The organism is Aeromonas caviae (genome assembly GCF_000819785.1).
Lineage (GTDB): Bacteria > Pseudomonadota > Gammaproteobacteria > Enterobacterales > Aeromonadaceae > Aeromonas > Aeromonas caviae.
In genome coordinates, this window is sequence record NZ_CDBK01000096.1 from 33,725 (window position 1) to 53,397 (window position 19,673).

Sequence of the window (19,673 nt, forward strand, 5' to 3'; positions counted from 1 at the left end):
AAATCCTCTCTTGGCGCCAGCGGTTGTCGCTGCTACTATCCGCCGCACAAGGGGAGTAACTTCTCGCCGGTTTGTCGTCATTACGGTGCACCCATATCCTGCAGTGCACCCGGCAGCCGGGCAGTCGATGTCAATCGGCTGTAAGTGAGACCTTGCCGAGAGGCAAGGTGTATCTGCTCCAAACGCGAACCCACTGCCTCCCGGCCGTGGGTTTTGTCGTTTTGGGAGAAGTGAAAATGGGTGAATGGTGGATGTGGACCGGTTTCTTCAGCATAGTGCTGGTCCTGTTGTGGATTGATATCCGCTTTGTCGGTGGCGGCAAGGCGCACAAGGTGTCGCTGAAAGAGGCGGGCATCTGGTCTCTCATCTGGGTCAGCGTGGCGCTCCTGTTCAACCTGGCCATCTGGCTCTGGCTGGATCACAGTGCCGGGCGCGAGATCGCGAACCAGAAGGGGCTGGAGTTTCTCACCGGCTACCTCATCGAAAAGGCACTGGCGGTGGACAACGTCTTCGTCTGGCTGATGCTGTTCGGCTACTTCGCCATCCCGGCGGAGCTGCAGCGCCGGGTCCTGCTCTACGGGGTGCTGGGGGCCATCGTGATGCGCGCCGGCATGGTGTTCGCGGGCAGCTGGCTCATCGAGCAGTTCCACTGGATCCTCTACCTGTTCGGGGCCTTCCTGCTGCTGACCGGTGCCAAGATGCTGTGGGCGGCCGACAAGGAGCCGGATCTCGAGAACAATGCCCTGCTCGGCTGGATGCGTCGTCGCTTCAAGGTGACCGAGACGCTGGAGGGGGAGAAGTTCTTCGTCTGGCGTGACGGTGTGCGCTACGCGACCCCGCTGCTGCTCATCCTGGTGCTGGTGGAGGTGAGCGACCTCATCTTCGCGGTGGACAGTATCCCGGCCATCTTCGCGGTGACCACGGATCCCTTCATCGTGCTCACCTCCAACATCTTCGCCATCATGGGGCTGCGCGCCATGTACTTCCTGCTGGCCGGGGTGGCCGATCGCTTCGCCCTGCTCAAATACGGCCTGGCGCTGATCCTGATGTTCATCGGGGTCAAGATGTTGCTGCTCGATATCTTCAAGATACCGACCGGCATCGCCCTTGGCGTGGTGGCGCTGATCCTGCTGGCCTCCATGGGGCTGAGTCTGCTGATGACCCGCAAAAAGGCGGCGTGAACGGCGCAGTAAAAAGGGCTCCCTCGGGAGCCCTTTTTCATGTCAGCAATTTGCTTAGCGCTTGATCTTCTTGGGGTTGGTATAGCCCCAGACGGTGTACATGTCCGCCAAGAGGGCACCGTTGTACTCCTCCAGATCAGATTGTTTCACCTCGGCATCACCCTGGCGTCCGAACAGGACCACCTCGTCACCGGGTTTGATCCCCTTGATGTCGGTGACGTCCACCATGGTGGTGTTCATGGAAGTCTTGCCCACGACGGGGGCCTTCTGGCCATGGATCAGCACATAGGCCTTGTTGCTCATGGCGCGGCGGTAGCCGTCGGAGTAGCCCATCGGCAGGTTGGCCAGCAGGGAGTCGCGCTTGAGGGTGAAGGTGCGGTCATAGCCGACGGTGTTGCCCGCCGGGTAGTGGTTGACGGAGGCGACCTGGGTCTTGAACGCCATCACCTTCTTGTACTCGGTGTAGGAGGGAATGGTGTCGCCATAGATGATGCCGCCCGGGCGCACCATGTCAAAGTAGGCTTCCGGTACTTCCAGGGTGGCGAAGGAGTTGGCGGCGTGGATGGTGAGCTTGCTGCGATCCAGCTTGCCGGCGTCGATGAGCCACTGGTAGTCCAGCTTGAACTGGGCCAGCCCCAGCTTGACGTCCTCTTTCTCCTCCACCGGGAAGTGGGTCATGATGCCGACCGGGGTGATCCCCTTGAGCTTGAGCATGGCCAGGGCATCGGCCTTGGCATCGTCCTGGCGCAGATCGATGCCGTTGCGGCTCATGCCGGCGGAGTTCAGGCCGATGTGCACCGGGATGTTGGTGTGATGGCGCTGGGCGATGTCGGCGATCCCCTTGGCGCTCTCCAGGCTGCCGATGAGCTCCTCCAGCTTGTAGGGCAGGGCCTGCTCCACTTCATCCGGGGTGGCGGCACGTACCCGCATCAGGCGACCTTCGAAGCCCTTCTCGCGGGCAACACGTGCTTCTTCGTTGCTGGCGATGCCGATGCAGGGGATGCCTGCCTTGACCACGGAAGGGACCAGCAGGTCGATGCCGTGACCGTAGGCGTCCGCCTTCATGATGGCGCAGATCTGCGGGCCCTTGTCACCGAGGCGATTCTTCAGGGTCTGGATGTTGTGCTCGAAGGCGCCGAGATCCACTTCCAGCCAGGCGTTGGCGGCGGTCTGTTCCTGACCGTTGCGGTGGTCGTCGGCGAGCGGCAGATAGGGGGCGGCGACTGCCTGGCCGGCCAGCAGGCCAAAGATCAGGGTCGCGAGCAGTGTTTTCTTGTGCATGGGGCAAGTCCTTTCTTATTGTCTTGAGTTGAGGCTGGGCTCATCGCTGAGGCGAGCTGCGGCATGGCTGGTCATAGCATGTTGCTATGCTAATGATATATTTCACTTTTTATCCAGATGCCGACTCTGGGAGTGTATCTCAACGGCGTCAATCGTGGCACGTGTTGCAGGAAGAAAATATGAAGCTGACGTTGCGGATTCCACCGCTGCTGCTGTTCGTCGTCATCGTGCTCGCCATGTGGCTGGGGCGGGGCGAGGGGAGGGCGGCGCCCCTGTGGCTGGTGCTGGTCGCCACGCTGTGGCTGGCGGGAGCCCTGCTGGGGGGCGGTGCGCTTCTGCATTTCTGGCAGCAGCGCACCACTGTGCACCCCCAGCGGCTGGAGAGCAGCCGGGTGCTGGTGACCCGGGGCGTCTATCGCATCAGCCGCAATCCCATGTACCTGGGGCTGCTCTGCTGGACCCTGGCGCTGGCGTGCTATCTGGGAGGCATGGCAGTGTGGCTCGGGCCGCTGCTGCTCTGGGGCTGGCTTACCCGCTTCCAGATCCTGGCGGAGGAGCAGGCGCTGCGGCGACAATTCGGCGATGCCTATGACGACTATTGCCGGCAGGTCAGGCGCTGGTGCTGAGGCGCGGTGTGCCCCATCAGGCATATGACAACGGCCCGCAGAGGCGGGCCGTTGTCATGGGGGTCAGGGGGGATCACGCCTTGGCGGTGTCCACCTCGCCGAGGGGGGCGGTCTCACCCAGGCTGTCTTCGCTCTTGGCCACCACGCTCGCGGCGATGGCGTTGCCCAGCACGTTGGTGGCGGAGCGCCCCATGTCGAGGAAGTGGTCGATGCCGAGCAGCAGCAGGATGCCCGCTTCCGGGATGTGGAACTGGTTGAGGGTGGCGGCAATCACCACCAGGGAGGCGCGGGGCACCCCGGCCATTCCCTTGGAGGTGACCATCAGCAGCAGCAGCATGGTGATCTGCTGGGCCGTGGAGAGCTCGATGCCATAGGCCTGGGCGATGAACATCACCGCGAAGGTGCAGTACATCATGGAGCCGTCCAGGTTGAAGGAGTAGCCCATGGGGAGCACGAAGCTGGCGATGCGCTTGTCACAGCCAAATTTCTCCAGCCTGTCCAGGGTTTTGGGATAGGCAGCCTCGGAGCTGGCGGTGGAGAAGGCCAGCAGGATGGGCTCGCGGATGAGGGCGAGCAGGGTCAGGATGCGGCGGCGGATGAAGAGGCTGCCCATGGCGATGAGCAGCAGCCAGAGGCAGCCGAGCGCCAGATAGAACTGGGCCATGAAGGTGCCATAGGTGGCGAGGATGCCGAGCCCCTCCTTGGCGACCATGGCGGCGATGGCGCCAAACACCGCGAACGGGGCGAAGTTCATCACGTAGCCGGTCACCTTGAGCATGATCTCGGCGCCGCTGGCCATCAGCTTGACCACGGGCTTGGCGTCGTCCCCCAGGGCGGCGGCGGCCAGCCCGAAGAAGAGGGAGAAGACCACGATCTGCAGGATCTCGTTGGTAGCCATCGCCTCGACCACGCTTTTCGGGATGGCGTGGGTCACGAAATCCTTGAGGGAGATGGCAGTGGCAACCACGCCGGAGCTGGCGCCGTCATCGGGCAGGGAGAGGGAGAGCCCCACCCCGGGTTGCATCAGGTGGACCATGACCAGCCCCAGGGTCAGGGACATCAGGGAGGCGAGCATGAACCAGCCCAGAGTCTTGACGCCGATGCGGCCCACGGTGCGGGTGTCGCCCATCTTGGCGATACCGACCACGAGCGTGGTGAACACCAGGGGGGCGATGATCATCTTGATGAGGCGCAGGAAGATGTCGGTCAGCAGGGTGATGTCATCGGCAAAGCCTGCGGCCTGTGCGGGCGCGAGCAGGCGATAACCCTGCCCGGTCACGATGCCAAGCAACATCGCAATGAGGATGGCAACGGTCAACTTGTTCATTTTCATGGGGGAGTTCCGGTTTCGATAGGTGCAATGCCTGTGCAGGCGGCGAGGGGCCGCCTCAGTCCTTTTTTTGTGATCCGGGCGGTGGAATCCAGACAGCCGGTGTGCTGGAGCATGCCTAATCGCGAAGGGGAAATCCAGTGACTTGTTTCGGAGTTTTGCGCTGTTGTTAGCTGCATTTGATATGCATCTTGTGATTTATTTGTATTAATCGCTGTTTATTTTAATTTTTGCGAGATAAACGGCTTCCATGCTCTGTGCGTCCCGGGGGCTGGCCTCCAGGGTGAAGACGAGCAGGGCCGAGGTGCGATGTTCCACCTGCATGTCGTCCATGAAGGTGTCTGGCTCGTACTCGTCGAACCCGAATTGGGGGCGGGTCGGGGTGACCCTGACGGCATCCCGCGACAGGGTCAGCGTCTCGACCTGAATCCAGGGGTATCCCTTTGCCAGTGCCACCTCACCGGCCCGCTTGAGCACGTATTTGCGCGCCGTTTCCCTGTCCACCAGATCGTTGCCCACAAACTCCAGTTGCCAGCGGGCCGGGCCAAGCTGGGTCTGTGAAAAACCGGTCTGGCCATTCCAGAACGATTTTTCACTGTCATAGGCGGTGGCGCAGCCCGCGAGCTGGCCGACCAGCAGGACGCTGAGGGCAATGGTGCAGAAAGTACGAAGGGAAGGCAACATGATGCGGGCCGCTTGGCAAAGGGGGGTTTACTACAGCACAAAGGGGTTGGAGAGACAATCGCGGCGGAAGACCATAAAAGAAAAGGCCTTGTCGTCTGACAAGGCCTTTCTCGGGGAATTTGGTCGGTGTGAGAGGATTCGAACCTCCGACCCTCTACACCCCATGCAGATGCGCTACCTGGCTGCGCTACACACCGACGGAGTCAGCTCGGCTGACGGGGAGGGAGTTTATGGAGATGCCCCGACCCTGTCAACAGGGGAAATTCAGGTTCGAGATCGTTTGCCTGCTTTGCGAGCAACTTCGGATCAAAGTGCGACCAGTGGTGCATTTTGTCGGCACCTCACCGCTGTCTTGCAGGAAAAACGGCCACCCGGAGGTGGCCGTTTGGCGTGATGTTCTCAAGCCGAGATCAGCGGTTGAAGGTCAAGCGCTTGCCCAATACCTTGTCGGTGACTTGGCCGTTCTGCCAGGCAATCTGGCCGTTCACCAGGGTCATCTCGATGGTGCTCTGGAAGCGGTAGCCGTTGAACGGGGACCAGCCGCACAGGTAGAGCAGGTTGCTGTCGGTGACCACATAGGGCTTGCCGAGATCCAGCAGCACCAGGTCGGCGAAGTAGCCTTCCCGGATGTAGCCGCGATCCTGCACCTGGAAGCGCTCGGCCACCGCGTGGGAGGTCTTCTTGACGATGGTTTCCAGGCTGAAGACCCCGTTGTGGTAGAGCTCCAGCAGCGCCTGCAGGGAGTGCTGCACCAGGGGCACGCCGGACGGCGCCTTGAAGTAGCTGTTCTGCTTCTCTTCCCAGGTGTGGGGGGCGTGGTCGGTGGCGATGATGTCGAGCACGTCGTTGCGCACCGCATCCAGCAGGGCGTGCTGGTCGGCAGCGCTCTTCACCGCCGGGTTGCACTTGATCTGGCTGCCCAGGGTGTCGTAGTCCGCCTCGTTGAAGAAGAGGTGGTGGACGCACACTTCGGCGGTGATGTTCTTGTCCTTGAGATCCTTCAGATCCGGGGTGGCGGTAAAGAGTGAGAGCTCTTTCGCCGTGGTCAGGTGCAGCACGTGCAGCTTGGCGCCGTACTGCTTGGCCAGGGAGACCGCCATGCTGGAGGATTTGTAGCAGGCGTCCGCGCTGCGGATGCGGCCGTGCTCGCGCATGGGCACGTCTTCGCCCCACTTGGCGCGAGCTTCGTCTTCCAGCACCTTGATGGACGGGGTGTCCTCGCAGTGGGTGACGATCATCACCGGGCTCTCGCGGAAGATGGCTGCCAGGGTCTCCTGGTTGTCCACCAGCATGTTGCCGGTGGAGGCCCCCATGAAGATCTTGATGCCGCAGGACTGCTTGGGATCGAGTTTCTTGATCTCTTCCAGGTTGTCGTTGGTGGCACCCAGGTAGAAGCTGTAGTTGGCGGCGGCGGAGTTGGCGGCGATCTGGTATTTGGCTTCGAGGGCGTCGATGGTGGTGGTCTGGGGATTGACGTTGGGCATTTCCATGAAGCTGGTGGTGCCACCGGCCACGGCGGCCCGGGATTCACTGGCGATGGTTCCCTTGTGGGTCAGGCCGGGTTCCCGGAAGTGGACCTGATCATCGATCATCCCGGGGATGAGATGACGGCCCGTTGCATCGATCACCACGGCATCGGGGGCACTGATGTCCGGGGCGACGCGGGCGATCCGCTCACCCTCGATCAGGACGTCGGAGGCATAGATGCGGCCTTCGTTGACCAGGGTGGCATTCTTGATAAGCAATTTGTTCATGGGGGGTTCCAGTTCCTTTGCCGATAATCCGGGGTCATAATATCGCAAACTGCACTTTCTCTGTAGCAAGGCCTGAGTAATGAAGTTATTTGTTAGAGATTTGACTGTGATCGATTCCAGCTATTTATGCGAGCGCCGCGGCATGGTGGGCGAGAGCTGGCTGGTGGACATCGAGATGAGTGGCGAGCTCAACGAGATGAGCATGCTGCTGGACTTCGGTCGGGTGAAGAAGCTCATCAAGTCGATCATCGATGAAGAGGTGGATCACAAGCTGCTGGTGCCGACGGAATGTCCCCTGGTCCATGTCCACGCGCTGGAGAACGACGAGAGCACCGTGGATCTGCTGCGTCCGGGTCGCGCCATTCACCTGCGTTGCCCGGCCCAGGGCTTTGCCTTCATTCCGGCCCCCCAGGTGGATAAAGAGTCGGTGACCCGCTATCTGCTGGGGGTACTGGCCAAGCGCCTGCCCGGCAACATCAAGGATCTCTCCCTGACGTTGCGCCAGGAGCGCATCGAGGGCGCCTTCTACCACTACAGCCACGGCCTCAAGAAGCACGACGGCAACTGCCAGCGCATCGCCCACGGCCACCGCTCTCCCGTCGAGATCCTGGTGAACGGGGAGCGTGACGAGGAGCTGGAGTTCAACTGGGCCGAGCGCTGGGCCGACATCTACCTGGGCACCGAAGAGGACAGGGTGGCCCTTGGCGAACTCGTCCTGAGCGAGCGGGCCGAGGCGTCACTGAAAGAAGGGAACGCTCACTACATCGGCTTCAAGTACGTGGCGCCCCAGGGGCTGTTCCAGCTCGCCATGCCGGCGGCGGAGGTGGAGATGATCGATACCGACACCACCATCGAGCTGCTGGCCCACTACATCGCCCGCGAAGTGAAGAAGCAGGTAGGGGACAAGTTCGTCAAGATTGTCGCCTATGAAGGGGTCGGCAAGGGCGCCATCGCCTACGCCTGATCCCGCGCCACATGCCAGTAAAAAACAAGGCCCCGCCAATGCGGGGCCTTGTCGTATCGGGTCGTGGCCATCAGGCACTGAGGCGGAAGCGCTGGACCAGCCCCTCCTGCTGCTCGGCAAGGGAGTCGAGCTGCTGGCTGGTCTCGGCGACCCGCTCTATGCCCTGATAGTTGAGATCCGAGATGTCGGAGATGCGGTTGAGGTTGGTGGCGATGTCGGCGCTGGTGGCCTGCTGCTGCTCGGCGGCGGAGGCTATCTGGCTCGACATGTCGCTGATGAGCACCACGATGCCCTGCACCTCTTCCATGGCGTTGTTGGCCTGGGAGCTCTGATCCACGCAACTGTCCATCTCGCGGGAGCACTCCTGCATCACGTTGACCGCCCGGGCGACGCCTTGCTGCAGGTTCTCGATCATGGTCTGGATTTCGCTGGTGGACTGGGCGGTGCGGCCAGCCAGGTTGCGCACCTCGTCGGCCACCACCGCAAACCCGCGTCCCTGCTCGCCGGCACGGGCCGCCTCGATGGCGGCGTTGAGGGCCAGCAGGTTGGTCTGCTCGGCGATGCCGCGGATGACGTCGAGGATGTTGCCAATCTGGCCGCTCATGGCGCTCACGTCGCCAATCACCTTGCCGGTCTGCTGCAGCTTGCCCGCGAGCTGATGGGTGGTGGTGATGTTGCCTGCCATCACCTTGCGCCCCATCTCGGAGGCTTTCTCCACATCCTGCACCCGCTCCAGGGTCTGGTTGGCGGCCTGGGCCACCTCCCGCACCGAGGCCTCCATCTGGGTCATGGCGGCGGCGACCGAGGCGGTCTCCTGACGCTGTTTCTCCAGATCCGCCCGCACCGATTCGGTGGTGTGGCGGTTGTCGTGGGCGGCGCTGTTGAGCTGGGTCGACGCCTGGGAGAGCTGCTTTAGCACATCCCCCATCTGGTGGATCAGCAGGTTGATCTGGCTGGCGAGCTGGCCGAATTCGTTCTGGCTCTTGAAGCCGACCCGCTGGGTCATGTCACCCTGGGTCACCTCGGTCAGCACCCGCAGCAGCTCTTTCAGGGGGCGGCGGATGGCTTTGCCTAGGGTGAAGGCCACCAGGATGGCGACGAAAATGGCGATGGCGATGCTGATCCCCTGGGTCAGGGTACTCTGGGTCTGCACCCGATCGGAGGCCTGGATGCTGGCGTTCATCAGCTGCTGGCTCTGGGCGGTGATCCCCTCCAGCTTGTTCTGGATGCTGAGGATGAGTTGGCTCGCCTGCTTGCTCTGCTCGCGCATGGCCTGCTGCTGCTTCATCAGGGCCAGGTATTGGGAGAGCACGCCGTCATTGCCCGTGGTGTCGCGCACGAAGCCATGGACGTAGTGGCCCATGTTGTTGTCGAAGTCCTTGAGCTCCCCCTGGAGATCCTTGATGGTGCTGTTGAAGCCCTCGATCTGCATCTTGTTGCGCTTGAGCGCCGCCTCGATGGGGGCGGGGATGCTCTGGTTGAGGGCATCCATGGTGGAGAGCTCGATGGCGGAGAGCTTGGTGGTCAGGGTCTCGGAGAGCATCTTGATGAAGCTGTCGTCGATGGTGACCATCATGTCCCCCAGGTTCTTCTTGAACTGGGGCAGGCTGACCTGGAACTGGCCCTTGGCCTGATTGACCTTGTGCAGCCGGGTGAGCAGGGCCTCGTGTTCGCCGGGCAGGGTCTGGGTCAGTTGCAGGTAGTCATCCACCAGCTTGACGAGGGCAGTCATGTCCGCCTGCAACTGGGGATGAACCGCCACCTGCTGTTTGAGGCTGGCGACCATCTTGTCGACCTGGCCCTTGGCCTGTTGCAACTCGGCCACTTCCGCCGGCAGTTGCTTGAGATCCTGCTCGGTTAGCACGTCGGTGAGCCATTTGTTGGCGCTGAGCAGGCTTATCTGGGTCTGGCTGCTGGCGAGTACCAGCGGCATGGACTCCTGGGTCACCTGATCCAGGGCGCCGCTGAGTTCGCTCTGGCCGCGAAAGGTCAGTACCGCACTGGCGACCATGACGGCGACCAGGATGGCAAAGCCCAGATAGACTCTCTGTAGGATCGAGAGGTCTGACATTGTTTGTTTCATTATTGTCCCGCTGTCTGTGCAAAAGTCCCTTGCCTGAGTACCCCGTCCCTTTGATACCCTGCATGCCCCGAAGGGGATGCCGTTGTGGTTCGCGGGACGTCTCCTCGCTATCGGTATTCTTCACAATAACTGAAGCGATTGGGACAACGGCTGTGCCAAATGTCGGCTTGTGTCACACTTGGCGCGTTGCGGCGGCCTGTTTGGGAGCCGCTTGAGCTTTGTATTGAATTTTCTTTTTCCTATAAAGGAGTTACCCATGGCGCAAGAAACCATTTTCAGCAAAATCATCCGCAAGGAGATCCCCGCCGACATCCTTTATCAAGACGATCTGGTGACCGCGTTTCGCGACATCCAGCCCAAGGCCAAGACCCATATCCTGATCATTCCCAACGTGCTCATCCCCACCGTCAACGACGTGGAGCCGGATCACGAGCTGGCGCTGGGCCGGATGTTCACCGTGGCCCGCAAGCTCGCCAGCGACGCGGGCATCGCCGAGGACGGCTACCGCCTCATCATGAACTGCAACCGCCACGGCGGGCAGGAGGTCTATCACATCCACCTGCACCTGGTCGGTGGCGAGCCCCTGGGACCCCTGCTGAGCCTGTGATGCGCCTCGTCCCGTCGACCGGCCTGCTGTTGGCCGGTCTGCTGCTGGGGGGCTGTGCCTCCCAGTGGAAAGACATGTTCGTCTCCTACTCGGATCAGATGGTGCCCCTGCGCAACCAGCTGCTGCTGGGCCATGCCGCCGAGGCCCTGCCCGAGGTGCGCGAATCGACCCCGGGGGACGACACCTTCGTGCTCGACCAGCTGGAGAAGGGGCGCATCGCCTGGCTGGCGGGTCAGGACGGCCCCAGCAAGCAGGCCTTTGCCGCCGCCGACAGCCGGCTTGTGTGGGAAGACAGTCAGGCCGAGTACCGCCTGAGCCAGGGACTGGCCCAGGCGGGCAGCCTGCTCACCAACGATCAGACCCTGGCTTACCAGGCGCCCGATTACGAGCGCACCATGCTGCACCACTATCTGGCGCTCAACTACTTGCAGCGCGGGGATGCCGACGGCGCCCTGGTAGAGGTGCGCCGTGCCAACCAGGTGCAGGAGCAGGCCCTTAAACGGCGGGCCGACGAGGTGCGCAAGGCCGCGCAGGAGGGGGCGCAGGAGGACGAAGCCGGGGAGATGCGCCAGCTGATGTCGCGCGGCGCCCCCGAGCTCGATCGCCTGATAGGCCAGGTGAAAAACGGTTTCCAGAACGCCTACACCTTCTATTTCTCCGGCGTGCTCTACGAGGCGGCCGGGGATCTCAACGATGCCTGGGTCGATTACCAGCGCGGCTACCAGATAGCGCCGGACAACCAGAGTCTGCAGGATGCCTTGCTGCGCCTGGCCCGGCTTCGCGGCTCTCCCGAGGAGCTCAAGGAGACCGAGCAACGGATGGGCCGCAAGGCGCCGCAGCCGGTCAAGGATGAAGGACAGCTTGTGGTGCTGTTTGAAGATGGCCTCATCCCGGCGCGCCGGGAGCTCTTCCTGCCGCTGCCCATCTCCACCTCCAGCGGCGATTTTCGTACCTTTACCGTGGCGGTGCCCTATTACGACAATCGGGCCAGCGATGGCGCCCCGCTCACCCTGTCGGTGGGCAAGGGGGTGGCGCAGACCAGCGAGCTGGTGAGGCTGGAGGCGCTGGCGGCCAAGGATCTGCAGGAGCGGCTGCCCGGCATGCTGACCCGGCAGGCCCTGCGGCTGGTGGCCAAGGAGCAGGTGCGGCGCACCGCCGCCAAGGAGGGGGGGGATGTGGGCAACATCCTGGTGGGGATCTTCAACACCCTCTCGGAGCGGGCGGATACCCGCAGCTGGCTGACGCTGCCCGCCAAGGCCTCGAGCTGGCAGGGGATGGTCCCGGCCGGGAACGTCACCCTGACCCTGGGGGCGGGCAGCGCCATGCGTACCCTGCCACTCAGCGTCCACGCCGGGCGCACCACCCTGGTGTGGGTACAGCGCCTGGGGAGCGGGCTCACGACCCGGGTGATGCCCCTCTAGGGGGAACCGGATATGGCAACTCAGATGAATGACCGGTCAGGCCGACGGCCACCGGCAAGGAGAACAAGATGAAAGCACAAGGGTTGGCCCTGGGCCTGGTTCTGCTGCTGACGGGCTGTGCCACCAATACTTCCGGCGTGGCGCTCTATGGCGCGGCCGGTGCGGCGGCGGTGGCCGAGCAGCATCAAAACGTCAACGTCACCCTGACCGAACTCAGCCGGCGCCAGCAGAACGGCCTGTTGCAGGTCAACGTGGCGGCGGCCAGTACCCAGCGTGGTGACAACACGCTGCAATATCTCTTCTACTGGTATGACGACGCGGGGCAGGAGGTGGCCAGCGATGGCCGCGGCTGGACCCCCCTCAAGCTGCATGGCTACCAGACCCGCACCCTGTCCGCCCTGGCGCCGAGCCCGGCTGCACGGGGTTACCGGATTTACGTTCGCGAAGTGATGGAGGAATCCTACTGATGAAAATGAATCATGCCCTGCTGATCCTGACTGGCGCCCTGCTGCTGGGCGGCTGCTCCAGCACCACCGTCAGCTATGGCGATCCCACCGAGACCGAGACGGTGACCGTCGATTACGGCTCCTCCGACTTGCAGGCCATCGCCGACAAGATGGCGGATTCCATGCTGGCGTCCCCGGCCACCAGCGAGATCACCGCCGGGGGCCGCCCGGTGATGTTCATGGACTCCATCCGCAACAAGACCTCGGAGCACATCGACACCGAGGCCATCACCGACACTATCCGCACCAAGCTACTGCGCTCGGGCAAGTTCCGCTTCGTGGACATGAGCAAGGTGGCGGCGGTCAAGCAGCAGCTCGAATACCAGCAGGGCAGCGGCATGGTGGACCCAGCCACCATGGTGCGGCTCGGCAAGCAGACCGGTGCCCGCTACATGGTCTATGGCAACCTCGCCAGCATCGTCAAGGACAACGGCAAGGTGAAGGACGTCTACTACCAGATGACCATGAACCTGATGGATGTGGAGAACGGCGAACTGCTGTGGGCCGATCAGAAAGAGATCCGCAAACAGGCCAAGAAGTCCACCTTTGGCTGGTGAGGACCCGCGGGGGCAGGGGGATCTGGCGGAGCTGGCGCTCCTCGCCAGCCTGCCGGCGCCCTGGGATCAGGGGCGCCTTGAGCCGCTGGGCCAGGGCCTGACCAACGGCAACTACCGGCTCTGTCTCCCCACTGGCGAGCAGGCCTTCCTGCGCCGCGGTCATCCTGATCCGGTGCGCCTTGGCATCGACCGGGCCACCGAGTGGCAGCTCTACCGGGGGGCGGTGGGGCAGGGGCTGGCGTTGCCCTGTCATCACGGCGATCCCGCCACCGGCCTGATGCTGCTGGCGTGGTGCGACGAACCCAACTGGGCCGAGCAGGCGCCGCCTCTCGCCGCGCAACCCCGCCTGATGGCGGAGGTGCTGGTACGGCTGCACCGCCTGCCGGTGCCGACCGTGGTGATGGCGGTGCGGGCCCACAGCGGCGGTTATCGGCAGCGTCTGGCCCATATCCCTCCCTGGCTGCCCGCCCTGGAGCGGGCCCTGCTCGCGAGCCGGGAGCCGGACGACTGCTGGCTCCCTTGCCATCACGATCTCAATCCGGCTAACTTGTTGGGGTCGCGACCCTGGGTCATCGACTGGGAGTACGGCGCCGCCGGTCATCCTGGGTTCGAGGTCGCCAGCATCCAGCGCACCCACGGCTGGAGCGAAGAGCAGCGGTGCCAGTTGGAGAGCTGCTATCTTGAAGCCATGGACGGGGCACCGACGGGGCTGGGGCCCCGGGGATTCCAGGCCGATGCCTTCCTGCCCTGGGTCGATTACATCGGCCTGCTGTGGGCGCTGCTGATGGCCGAACAGCAACCCGGGCCCGAGTATCAGGCCCTGATCGACATCAACCGCCAGCGCCTGGAGTGATGCCAGGCAACGGCCCGCGCGACGCGTGTATTCAATGAATGGGAGGCATGCATGGTGACCACATTCTCATGGCGTCAACCGCGTAGCTGGAGCCTGCTGCTGCTCTGCCTGCTGCTGACGGGTTGCGCCACCCGGGTGATCTACTACTGGCTCGACTCGGCCATCGTCTGGCAACTGGACGACTACTTCTCCCTGGACCGCAGCCAGAAGAAGCTGCTTGACCAGGAGGTGAAGGGGCTGATGGCCTGGCACCGGCAGCATGAGCTGCCCATCTATGCCCGGGATCTCGACGCCCTGGCCAAGGCGGTGGCCAGCCCCATGAGCCCGGCCCAGGTGACCCTGCATCTGGACAGAACCCAGGCGAGCCTGACCCGTACTCTGGAGAATGCCATTCCCCGCACGGTGCGCCTAGCCAAGACCCTGACCGACGATCAGGTGGCTCGCTTCATGGCCGATAGGGTGAAGCGCCAGCAGGAGCGCCAGCACGATTTTGCCACCCAGTCGAAGGCCGAGATGATCAAGGGCTTTCGGGAGAAGATGAATGAGCGCCTGGTGTTCTGGATTGGCAAGGTGAAACCGGCCCAGGAGCCCCTCATCACGCAGTGGGCCGAGTGGCAATACGAGATGATGGCCCCCTGGCTCGACTTTCAGGAGGCCTGGACCAAGGAGCTGGATCGGCTGATGAAACAGCGCCAGAGCCCGGATTTCGGCCAGGAGCTGACCCGCTTGCTCCAGCAGGGGGACGGCCTGATGGATGGCCGCTTCACCGGCTACACGGACCAGTCCCGCCAGCGCACCATCCAGTGGCTGAGCGATCTCAGCCACTCCATGGATCTCTCCCAGCGGGCCCACCTCTACACCCTGCTCAAGGACTATGCCGAGGACTTCGAGGGCATGACCCGCAGCCGCTAAGGACGCGGTGAGACAACACAAGGGCGGCGGGCCCGGGGCCTGCCGCCCTTGTTCTTGTGGGGCAGGCTGTGGTAGCTTGCCCTTTCTATTGTGTGGGAATTAACTTTTGAACCTGACCGACAACGTGAAACTGGCGGCGATGACCCTGCTCATCACCCTCGCACTGTTGTTCTCTACCCTCTCGGTGGAGGGGGTCAAGGTACCCGCGTTCCAGCCCTCGGCCCAGCATGCCCACTCGCTGGCGGAGGGGGCGGCACCTGCCGACGCAAGCCCGGCGGCCCACGGCGTCAGCGGCAGTGACGATGGCATCGTCAAGTTCGTCGGCTCCCACCAGAATCACCTGCTGCGCCTCGAGCACTCCCTGAGCCGCGATCATCAGCCCGGCAGCGTGGTCTACGAGCTGGTGATGAGCTGGTCCCAGCAGGCGATCCTGCTGCTGCTGTGCGGCCTGCTGTTCTATGCCGCCCTCTTCTACCCGGGGACGAGCTTTCGCGATCACTTCGCCGGCATTCACAGGCGCCGCCTGCAGCGCCGGCATCTGCAGTACCGCTTCGCCCAGAGCTTCCTCGCCTGATCCCGATGGGGTCAGCTTGCCACCTGTTGCCTCATCTTCTCTCTGTTGCTGTTCACTTTTAGTGAACGGCTAGGCTGTCTTGTTTCATTTTTTTGCACGGTGCGACCCCGGTGTCGCCCCTTGCCATCGCCTGACAGAGGCCGATTTCATGAGAAAAAAGAGTCATACCGTGTTGAACCGCATGAGCCTGTGGCAGTACGCCCTGTTGCTGCTGATGCTGGTCACGTTCGCGTTCTATTCCCTGCCCACCTTCTTCGGTGAGCAGCCCTCCCTCGGGCTGCACGGCCAGTCGCGCCTGAGCGACGCGCAGCGCACCCTGCTGGCCGAGAACCACATCGACCCCCTCAAGCAGATCGCCCAGGGTGGCCGGATGGCGCTGGTGTTCGCCAGCCAGGGGGAGCAGCAACTGGCCAAGCAGTTGCTGGAGCAGCAGGGACTGGACAGCGCCGCCCTGACCCTGGAGTTCTACTCCAACGCCCCGGCCTGGATCAGCCGGCTCGGCGCCGATCCCATCAAGCTCGGGCTGGACCTGCGCGGTGGCTCCCAGCTGCTGATCGGGGTGGACGTGGATTTTGTCATCGACAACCAGACCAAGAACCTGGTGGATACCCTGCGCACCCGTTTTCGCGAGGCCAACCTGCGCGGCGCCAGCGTGATGCGCACCGCCCAGGGGAGCGTGGCCGTCACCCTGCCCGACGTGGCGGGGCAGGAGGCCTGGCTCTCCATCATCAAGGAGAGCGCCGGTACCCGCCAGGATCAGTGGACACTGAGCCGCTCCGGCAATGCACTGACCCTGGTGCTGAGCGACGCCGAGCGCACCTTGCTGGTGAACAACGCCGTGACCCAGAACCTGTCGATCCTGAAAAAGCGGATCAACGAGCTCGGCATCGTCGAGGCCTCGGTGGTGCGTCAGGGGCAGGACGGCATCCGCATCGAGCTGCCGGGGGTGCACAACCCCAAGCAGGCGAAAGAGGTGATCGGCGCCACCGCGTCCCTGGCCTTCTATGAAGCCAAGGCCGACAGCCGCTTCTTCATGGCGGATCGCAGCGGCCAGGCAGTGGGGCTGGCCCGCCAGCCGGTGCTGAGCGGCGAGCACATCGTCGATGCCCGCGCCAACATGGGGGAGATGGGGCAGCCCCAGGTCAACATCGTGCTCGACACCCTGGGGGGGAGCAAGATGAACCAGTTCAGCCGCCAGCACGTGGGCAAGCCCATGGCCACCGTCTTCACCGAGTACAAGACCAACGCCGAAGGCAAGCTGCGCGCCCGAAGCGAGGTGATCAACGTCGCCACCATCCAGACCGCCCTTGGCAACCAGTTCCGCATCACCGGGATCGGCAGCCTGCCCGAGGCTCAGGAGCTTGCCATGCTGCTGCGGGCCGGGGCCCTCACCGCGCCGCTGAAGATCCTGGAGGAGCGCAGCATAGGCCCGACCCTGGGTCTGCAGAACATCGAGGCGGGCTTCACCGCCCTGGCGTTCGGCATGGCGGGCATGATGCTGTTCATGATGGCCTGGTATCGCAAGTTCGGCTGGGTCGCCATCACGGCGCTGGTGGCCAACCTGCTGATGCAGGTGGGCATGCTGGCGGTATTGCCTGGCGCCGTGCTGACCCTGCCGGGGATCGCCGGTCTGGTGCTTACCGTCGGCATGGCGGTGGATACCCATGTGCTGATTTTTGAGCGGATCAAGGACCGGCTGCGGGAAGGGGGTTCGTTGGCCAACGCCATCGACTTTGGTTATCGCTCGGCGTTTCGCACCATCTTCGATGCCAACATCACCACCCTCATCTGCGCCGTGGTGCTCTATGCCATCGGTTCCGGGCCGCTGCAGGGCTTCTCCATCACCCTGATCCTGGGGCTCATCTCCAGCATGGTGACCGGCATCTGGGGCACCCGCGCCATCATCAACCCCCTGTGGGGCAACAGCCGCGCCAAGCTGCTGAGGGTATGACCATGAACCGACTTCATCACCATGACGCCGCGCCCGTGAGTCTGCATGACCTGCGCACCGACCGCTTCCTGCCGGGAAGCCTGAACCACCTGACGTCGAGGGAAGAACAATGCTGAGAATGATCCTGGCCATGGGGCTGACCCGCTGGCGCTATATCGGGCTGTGGGCCTCCGTGCTGCTGACCCTGGCCTGCGTGGCCGTCCTTGCGACAAAAGGGCTCGCCCTCGGGCTCGATTTCACCGGCGGGATCCTGCTGGAGTTTCGCATCCAGACCCTGAAGGAGGCCCATGAGCTCAACGCTCTGCTGACGGCGCCCCTGGCGGGGGTGGTGGAGCTGCACGGCGCCGGTGTGCCCGGCGAGTGGCTCATCAAGCTGCCCCCCCACGCGCTGCCCTGGGCGGCGGAGGATCTGGCGACCATGCTGGGGCAGCAACTCGCCCTGCCGGTGGAGCTCTTGCGCACCACCATCGTCGGGCCCCAGGTGGGCGCGGAGCTGTTCCAGCAGGGGATGCTGGCGGTGCTGGTGGCCTCGCTCGCCATCTCCGCCTACCTGGCGGTGCGCTTCGAGTGGCGCCAGGCCATCGGCATCCTGGTGTCGGTGCTGCACGACGGTCTGGTGGCCATCGGGCTGCTCGCGCTCTTTGACATCGAGTTCGACCTCAACGTCATCGCGGGCCTGATGGCGGTGATAGGCTACTCCCTCAACGACAGCATCGTCATCTCGGACCGGCTGCGGGACTTGCTGGGGTCGCGTACCCGTATGGGGATCCACGAGTGCTCGGACGTGGCCATCAAGGCCACCTTCAGCCGCACCATGATCACCTCGGGCACCACCCTCTTCACCGTGGGGGCCCTGCTCCTGTTCGGCGGCGACGCCCTCTACGGCTTCTCCTTCACCCTGTTCGCCGGCATCCTGGTGGGGACGCTCTCCTCCATCACGGTGGCCTCCACGGTGCAGGAGCTGCTTGGGCTCTCCCCCCAGGCCTACCAGAAAAAAGAGGAGGAGCTGGCCGAGGCGGCGTGACCGCCCCGGGCAAATAAAGGAAGGCGAATGCCTTCCTTTTTCCATTCTGCCAGAGGGGGCGGCGGTCCCGAAGGCCGGGTTGGGGCGGCGGGTGTGACGCGGCCGAGCAGAAGTTGAAAAGTGTAATGAAATGCATGTTTTAGGCGCTATTTTCGGGGCCCGCATCGGCTACACTGGCAGGGAGTCTATGGATGGAGTAAGCACTCATGAATATCGCTCGTCGGCTTCAACTCATTGCCCTGCTGGTCATGCTGGCCCTGGGGTGTCTCAGCTGGTTCAGCATCAGCAGACTCTCCTCCGCCAATGCGGACCTCAGCTATGTAACAGACAACACCGTCCCCAGCATTTCCACGATCAAGGAGATACAGACAGACTTCTACGCCCTGCATTCATTGATCCAGGCGCACGTGCTCAACACCGACGACGGCAAGATGAGTCAGATAGAGCAGAGCATTGCATCCCTTCACACCAAGATGGACGCCCTGCTGAGCCAGTATGAAAACGGGATGATCTCCAATGAGGAGGACAGGCAGCTCGTCGCCGATGATCGGCGCCTGGTTGCCCAGTACGGCAAGGCCTCTGAAGACGTCCTGCGCCTGTCCCGCGAGAACAAGAATGTAGAGGCCAGAGAGGCGATCGACACGGAGCTTGCCCCCTTGTTTGAGCAGCTTTCCCAGGCCATCGACAAGCACGTCCACTTCAACATCCAGCAAGGTGACGCCGTCAAGCTGCGAGGCGAGCAGAATGCCGATAGCAGCATGCAGGCTCTGTTGTTCATCTCGGTGGGCACGGGAGCCCTCACGCTGGTGCTCTTTCTCTGGCTGTTCAGGCAGGTCGCCAATCCCCTCCGTCTGGCCATGGCGACCCTGTCCGAGATCCAGCGCGACCTGAACTTCACCCTGCGGGCCAATGTGAGCCAGCAGGACGAGATCGGCCAGACGCTGACGGCGGTCAACCGCCTGCTGGACACCTTGCAGCAGACCTTCACCGAGTTCTCGGTGGGCAGCCTGCAGATCAAGAGCACGGCAGAGTCCCTCTCCCAGGCGGCCCAGCACATGGCGGAGTCGGCGAGTCAGGCCAATGACGCCACCAGCCTTATCGCCGCCGGGGTGGAGGAGATGAGCGTGAGCATCACGGACATCTCCCAGCGCACCCAGGAGACCAGCCGCATCACCAATGAATCCGGCAAGCTCGCCAGTGACGGCGGGGCCACCATAGAGCGCACTGTGCTCGCCATCAACGACATCGCCGACGCCATTCGTCAGGCCTCCCGCGATGTGACGGCGTTGGGGGAGGGGATCTCCCGCATCGGTGGGGTGGTGAACGTCATCAACGATGTGGCGGGGCAGACCAACCTGCTGGCGC

The 19,673-nt window shown here is 63.3% G+C and carries 18 protein-coding genes and 1 tRNA gene; 13 read left to right on the forward strand and 6 right to left on the reverse strand.

Annotation, left to right across the window (positions count from 1 at the left end):
• The first annotated feature begins 236 nt into the window (after nucleotides 1–236).
• Complete coding sequence (locus BN1120_RS17130; RefSeq protein ID WP_029314355.1) at nucleotides 237–1,181, forward strand: TerC family protein; 945 nt, start codon at nucleotides 237–239, stop codon at nucleotides 1,179–1,181.
• 54 nt (nucleotides 1,182–1,235) lie between these two features.
• Here BN1120_RS17130 and alr read toward each other — a convergent pair whose 3' ends face one another.
• A complete protein-coding gene (alr, locus tag BN1120_RS17135; protein ID WP_039038980.1) occupies nucleotides 1,236–2,462 on the reverse strand; it encodes an alanine racemase in 1,227 nt (408 codons plus the stop codon).
• A gap of 179 nt (nucleotides 2,463–2,641) precedes the next feature.
• Between alr and BN1120_RS17140 the strand changes: the two genes are divergently transcribed.
• Nucleotides 2,642–3,088: a methyltransferase family protein gene (locus BN1120_RS17140; RefSeq protein ID WP_010674336.1), complete on the forward strand. Its 447-nt coding sequence runs from the start codon at nucleotides 2,642–2,644 to the stop codon at nucleotides 3,086–3,088.
• A gap of 73 nt (nucleotides 3,089–3,161) precedes the next feature.
• On the opposite strand, the gene BN1120_RS17145 is transcribed toward BN1120_RS17140, so the two are convergent.
• The 4 genes from BN1120_RS17145 to BN1120_RS17160 form a co-directional block, all read right to left on the reverse strand.
• Complete coding sequence (locus tag BN1120_RS17145; protein ID WP_041215419.1) at nucleotides 3,162–4,421, reverse strand: dicarboxylate/amino acid:cation symporter; 1,260 nt, start codon at nucleotides 4,419–4,421, stop codon at nucleotides 3,162–3,164.
• 204 nt (nucleotides 4,422–4,625) lie between these two features.
• Nucleotides 4,626–5,102, reverse strand: a complete 477-nt coding sequence (locus BN1120_RS17150) for a CC0125/CC1285 family lipoprotein (RefSeq protein WP_042017220.1) — start codon at nucleotides 5,100–5,102, stop codon at nucleotides 4,626–4,628.
• 120 nt (nucleotides 5,103–5,222) lie between these two features.
• Nucleotides 5,223–5,299, reverse strand: a tRNA-Pro gene (locus BN1120_RS17155).
• Nucleotides 5,300–5,512: 213 nt separating this feature from the next.
• Entirely contained in the window at nucleotides 5,513–6,856 is a 1,344-nt protein-coding gene (locus BN1120_RS17160) for a dihydroorotase (protein WP_039038976.1), read from the reverse strand.
• Between the two features lie 79 nt (nucleotides 6,857–6,935).
• Here BN1120_RS17160 and BN1120_RS17165 point away from each other — a divergent pair, with 79 nt between their 5' ends.
• Complete coding sequence (locus tag BN1120_RS17165; protein ID WP_042017221.1) at nucleotides 6,936–7,820, forward strand: 6-carboxytetrahydropterin synthase; 885 nt, start codon at nucleotides 6,936–6,938, stop codon at nucleotides 7,818–7,820.
• 70 nt (nucleotides 7,821–7,890) lie between these two features.
• Here the strand turns inward: BN1120_RS17165 and BN1120_RS17170 are convergent, their stop codons facing one another.
• Complete coding sequence (locus BN1120_RS17170; protein WP_041215416.1) at nucleotides 7,891–9,903, reverse strand: methyl-accepting chemotaxis protein; 2,013 nt, start codon at nucleotides 9,901–9,903, stop codon at nucleotides 7,891–7,893.
• 256 nt (nucleotides 9,904–10,159) lie between these two features.
• On the opposite strand from BN1120_RS17170, the gene hinT reads away from it, so the two are divergent.
• The 10 genes from hinT to BN1120_RS17220 form a co-directional block, all read left to right on the forward strand.
• A complete protein-coding gene (gene hinT / locus BN1120_RS17175) occupies nucleotides 10,160–10,510 on the forward strand; it encodes a purine nucleoside phosphoramidase (protein ID WP_010674343.1) in 351 nt (116 codons plus the stop codon).
• Nucleotides 10,510–11,931 (forward strand): COG3014 family protein, encoded by a 1,422-nt coding sequence (locus BN1120_RS17180; protein WP_042017223.1) that lies wholly within the window; start codon nucleotides 10,510–10,512, stop codon nucleotides 11,929–11,931. Before hinT ends, BN1120_RS17180 begins: the two co-directional genes overlap by 1 nt.
• Before the next feature lie 68 nt (nucleotides 11,932–11,999).
• Nucleotides 12,000–12,398 (forward strand): YcfL family protein, encoded by a 399-nt coding sequence (locus BN1120_RS17185; protein WP_010674345.1) that lies wholly within the window; start codon nucleotides 12,000–12,002, stop codon nucleotides 12,396–12,398.
• Nucleotides 12,398–12,994 carry a penicillin-binding protein activator LpoB gene (gene lpoB, locus BN1120_RS17190; protein WP_010674346.1) on the forward strand — a complete coding sequence of 199 codons (597 nt, stop codon included), beginning with the start codon at nucleotides 12,398–12,400 and terminating at the stop codon, nucleotides 12,992–12,994. The genes BN1120_RS17185 and lpoB overlap by 1 nt, the downstream gene beginning before the upstream one ends.
• Nucleotides 12,984–13,847 carry a phosphotransferase gene (locus tag BN1120_RS17195; RefSeq protein WP_042017224.1) on the forward strand — a complete coding sequence of 288 codons (864 nt, stop codon included), beginning with the start codon at nucleotides 12,984–12,986 and terminating at the stop codon, nucleotides 13,845–13,847. The genes lpoB and BN1120_RS17195 overlap by 11 nt, the downstream gene beginning before the upstream one ends.
• A gap of 51 nt (nucleotides 13,848–13,898) precedes the next feature.
• Nucleotides 13,899–14,759 carry a DUF6279 family lipoprotein gene (locus BN1120_RS17200; RefSeq protein WP_042017226.1) on the forward strand — a complete coding sequence of 287 codons (861 nt, stop codon included), beginning with the start codon at nucleotides 13,899–13,901 and terminating at the stop codon, nucleotides 14,757–14,759.
• A gap of 106 nt (nucleotides 14,760–14,865) precedes the next feature.
• A complete protein-coding gene (locus BN1120_RS17205; RefSeq protein ID WP_042017227.1) occupies nucleotides 14,866–15,333 on the forward strand; it encodes a hypothetical protein in 468 nt (155 codons plus the stop codon).
• A gap of 148 nt (nucleotides 15,334–15,481) precedes the next feature.
• Nucleotides 15,482–17,284, forward strand: coding sequence for a protein translocase subunit SecD (secD, locus tag BN1120_RS17210; RefSeq protein ID WP_029314367.1), 1,803 nt, complete (start codon nucleotides 15,482–15,484; stop codon nucleotides 17,282–17,284).
• Between the two features lie 109 nt (nucleotides 17,285–17,393).
• Nucleotides 17,394–18,308, forward strand: coding sequence for a protein translocase subunit SecF (gene secF / locus BN1120_RS17215; protein ID WP_029314368.1), 915 nt, complete (start codon nucleotides 17,394–17,396; stop codon nucleotides 18,306–18,308).
• Between the two features lie 206 nt (nucleotides 18,309–18,514).
• Nucleotides 18,515–19,673: methyl-accepting chemotaxis protein (locus BN1120_RS17220; protein WP_042017228.1), on the forward strand; the 1,159-nt coding region annotated here is incomplete at its 3' end.

What these genes read in the sequence shown, in the direction of transcription:
- BN1120_RS17130 (WP_029314355.1), top strand. Translation starts at nt 237, where the DNA reads ATGGGTGAATGGTGGATGTGGACCGGTTTCTTCAGCATAGTGCTGGTC.
- alr (WP_039038980.1), bottom strand. Translation starts at nt 2,462, where the DNA reads ATGCACAAGAAAACACTGCTCGCGACCCTGATCTTTGGCCTGCTGGCC.
- BN1120_RS17140 (WP_010674336.1), top strand. Translation starts at nt 2,642, where the DNA reads ATGAAGCTGACGTTGCGGATTCCACCGCTGCTGCTGTTCGTCGTCATC.
- BN1120_RS17145 (WP_041215419.1), bottom strand. Translation starts at nt 4,421, where the DNA reads ATGAAAATGAACAAGTTGACCGTTGCCATCCTCATTGCGATGTTGCTT.
- BN1120_RS17150 (WP_042017220.1), bottom strand. Translation starts at nt 5,102, where the DNA reads ATGTTGCCTTCCCTTCGTACTTTCTGCACCATTGCCCTCAGCGTCCTG.
- BN1120_RS17160 (WP_039038976.1), bottom strand. Translation starts at nt 6,856, where the DNA reads ATGAACAAATTGCTTATCAAGAATGCCACCCTGGTCAACGAAGGCCGC.
- BN1120_RS17165 (WP_042017221.1), top strand. Translation starts at nt 6,936, where the DNA reads ATGAAGTTATTTGTTAGAGATTTGACTGTGATCGATTCCAGCTATTTA.
- BN1120_RS17170 (WP_041215416.1), bottom strand. Translation starts at nt 9,903, where the DNA reads ATGAAACAAACAATGTCAGACCTCTCGATCCTACAGAGAGTCTATCTG.
- hinT (WP_010674343.1), top strand. Translation starts at nt 10,160, where the DNA reads ATGGCGCAAGAAACCATTTTCAGCAAAATCATCCGCAAGGAGATCCCC.
- BN1120_RS17180 (WP_042017223.1), top strand. Translation starts at nt 10,510, where the DNA reads ATGCGCCTCGTCCCGTCGACCGGCCTGCTGTTGGCCGGTCTGCTGCTG.
- BN1120_RS17185 (WP_010674345.1), top strand. Translation starts at nt 12,000, where the DNA reads ATGAAAGCACAAGGGTTGGCCCTGGGCCTGGTTCTGCTGCTGACGGGC.
- lpoB (WP_010674346.1), top strand. Translation starts at nt 12,398, where the DNA reads ATGAAAATGAATCATGCCCTGCTGATCCTGACTGGCGCCCTGCTGCTG.
- BN1120_RS17200 (WP_042017226.1), top strand. Translation starts at nt 13,899, where the DNA reads ATGGTGACCACATTCTCATGGCGTCAACCGCGTAGCTGGAGCCTGCTG.
- secD (WP_029314367.1), top strand. Translation starts at nt 15,482, where the DNA reads ATGAGAAAAAAGAGTCATACCGTGTTGAACCGCATGAGCCTGTGGCAG.
- secF (WP_029314368.1), top strand. Translation starts at nt 17,394, where the DNA reads ATGCTGAGAATGATCCTGGCCATGGGGCTGACCCGCTGGCGCTATATC.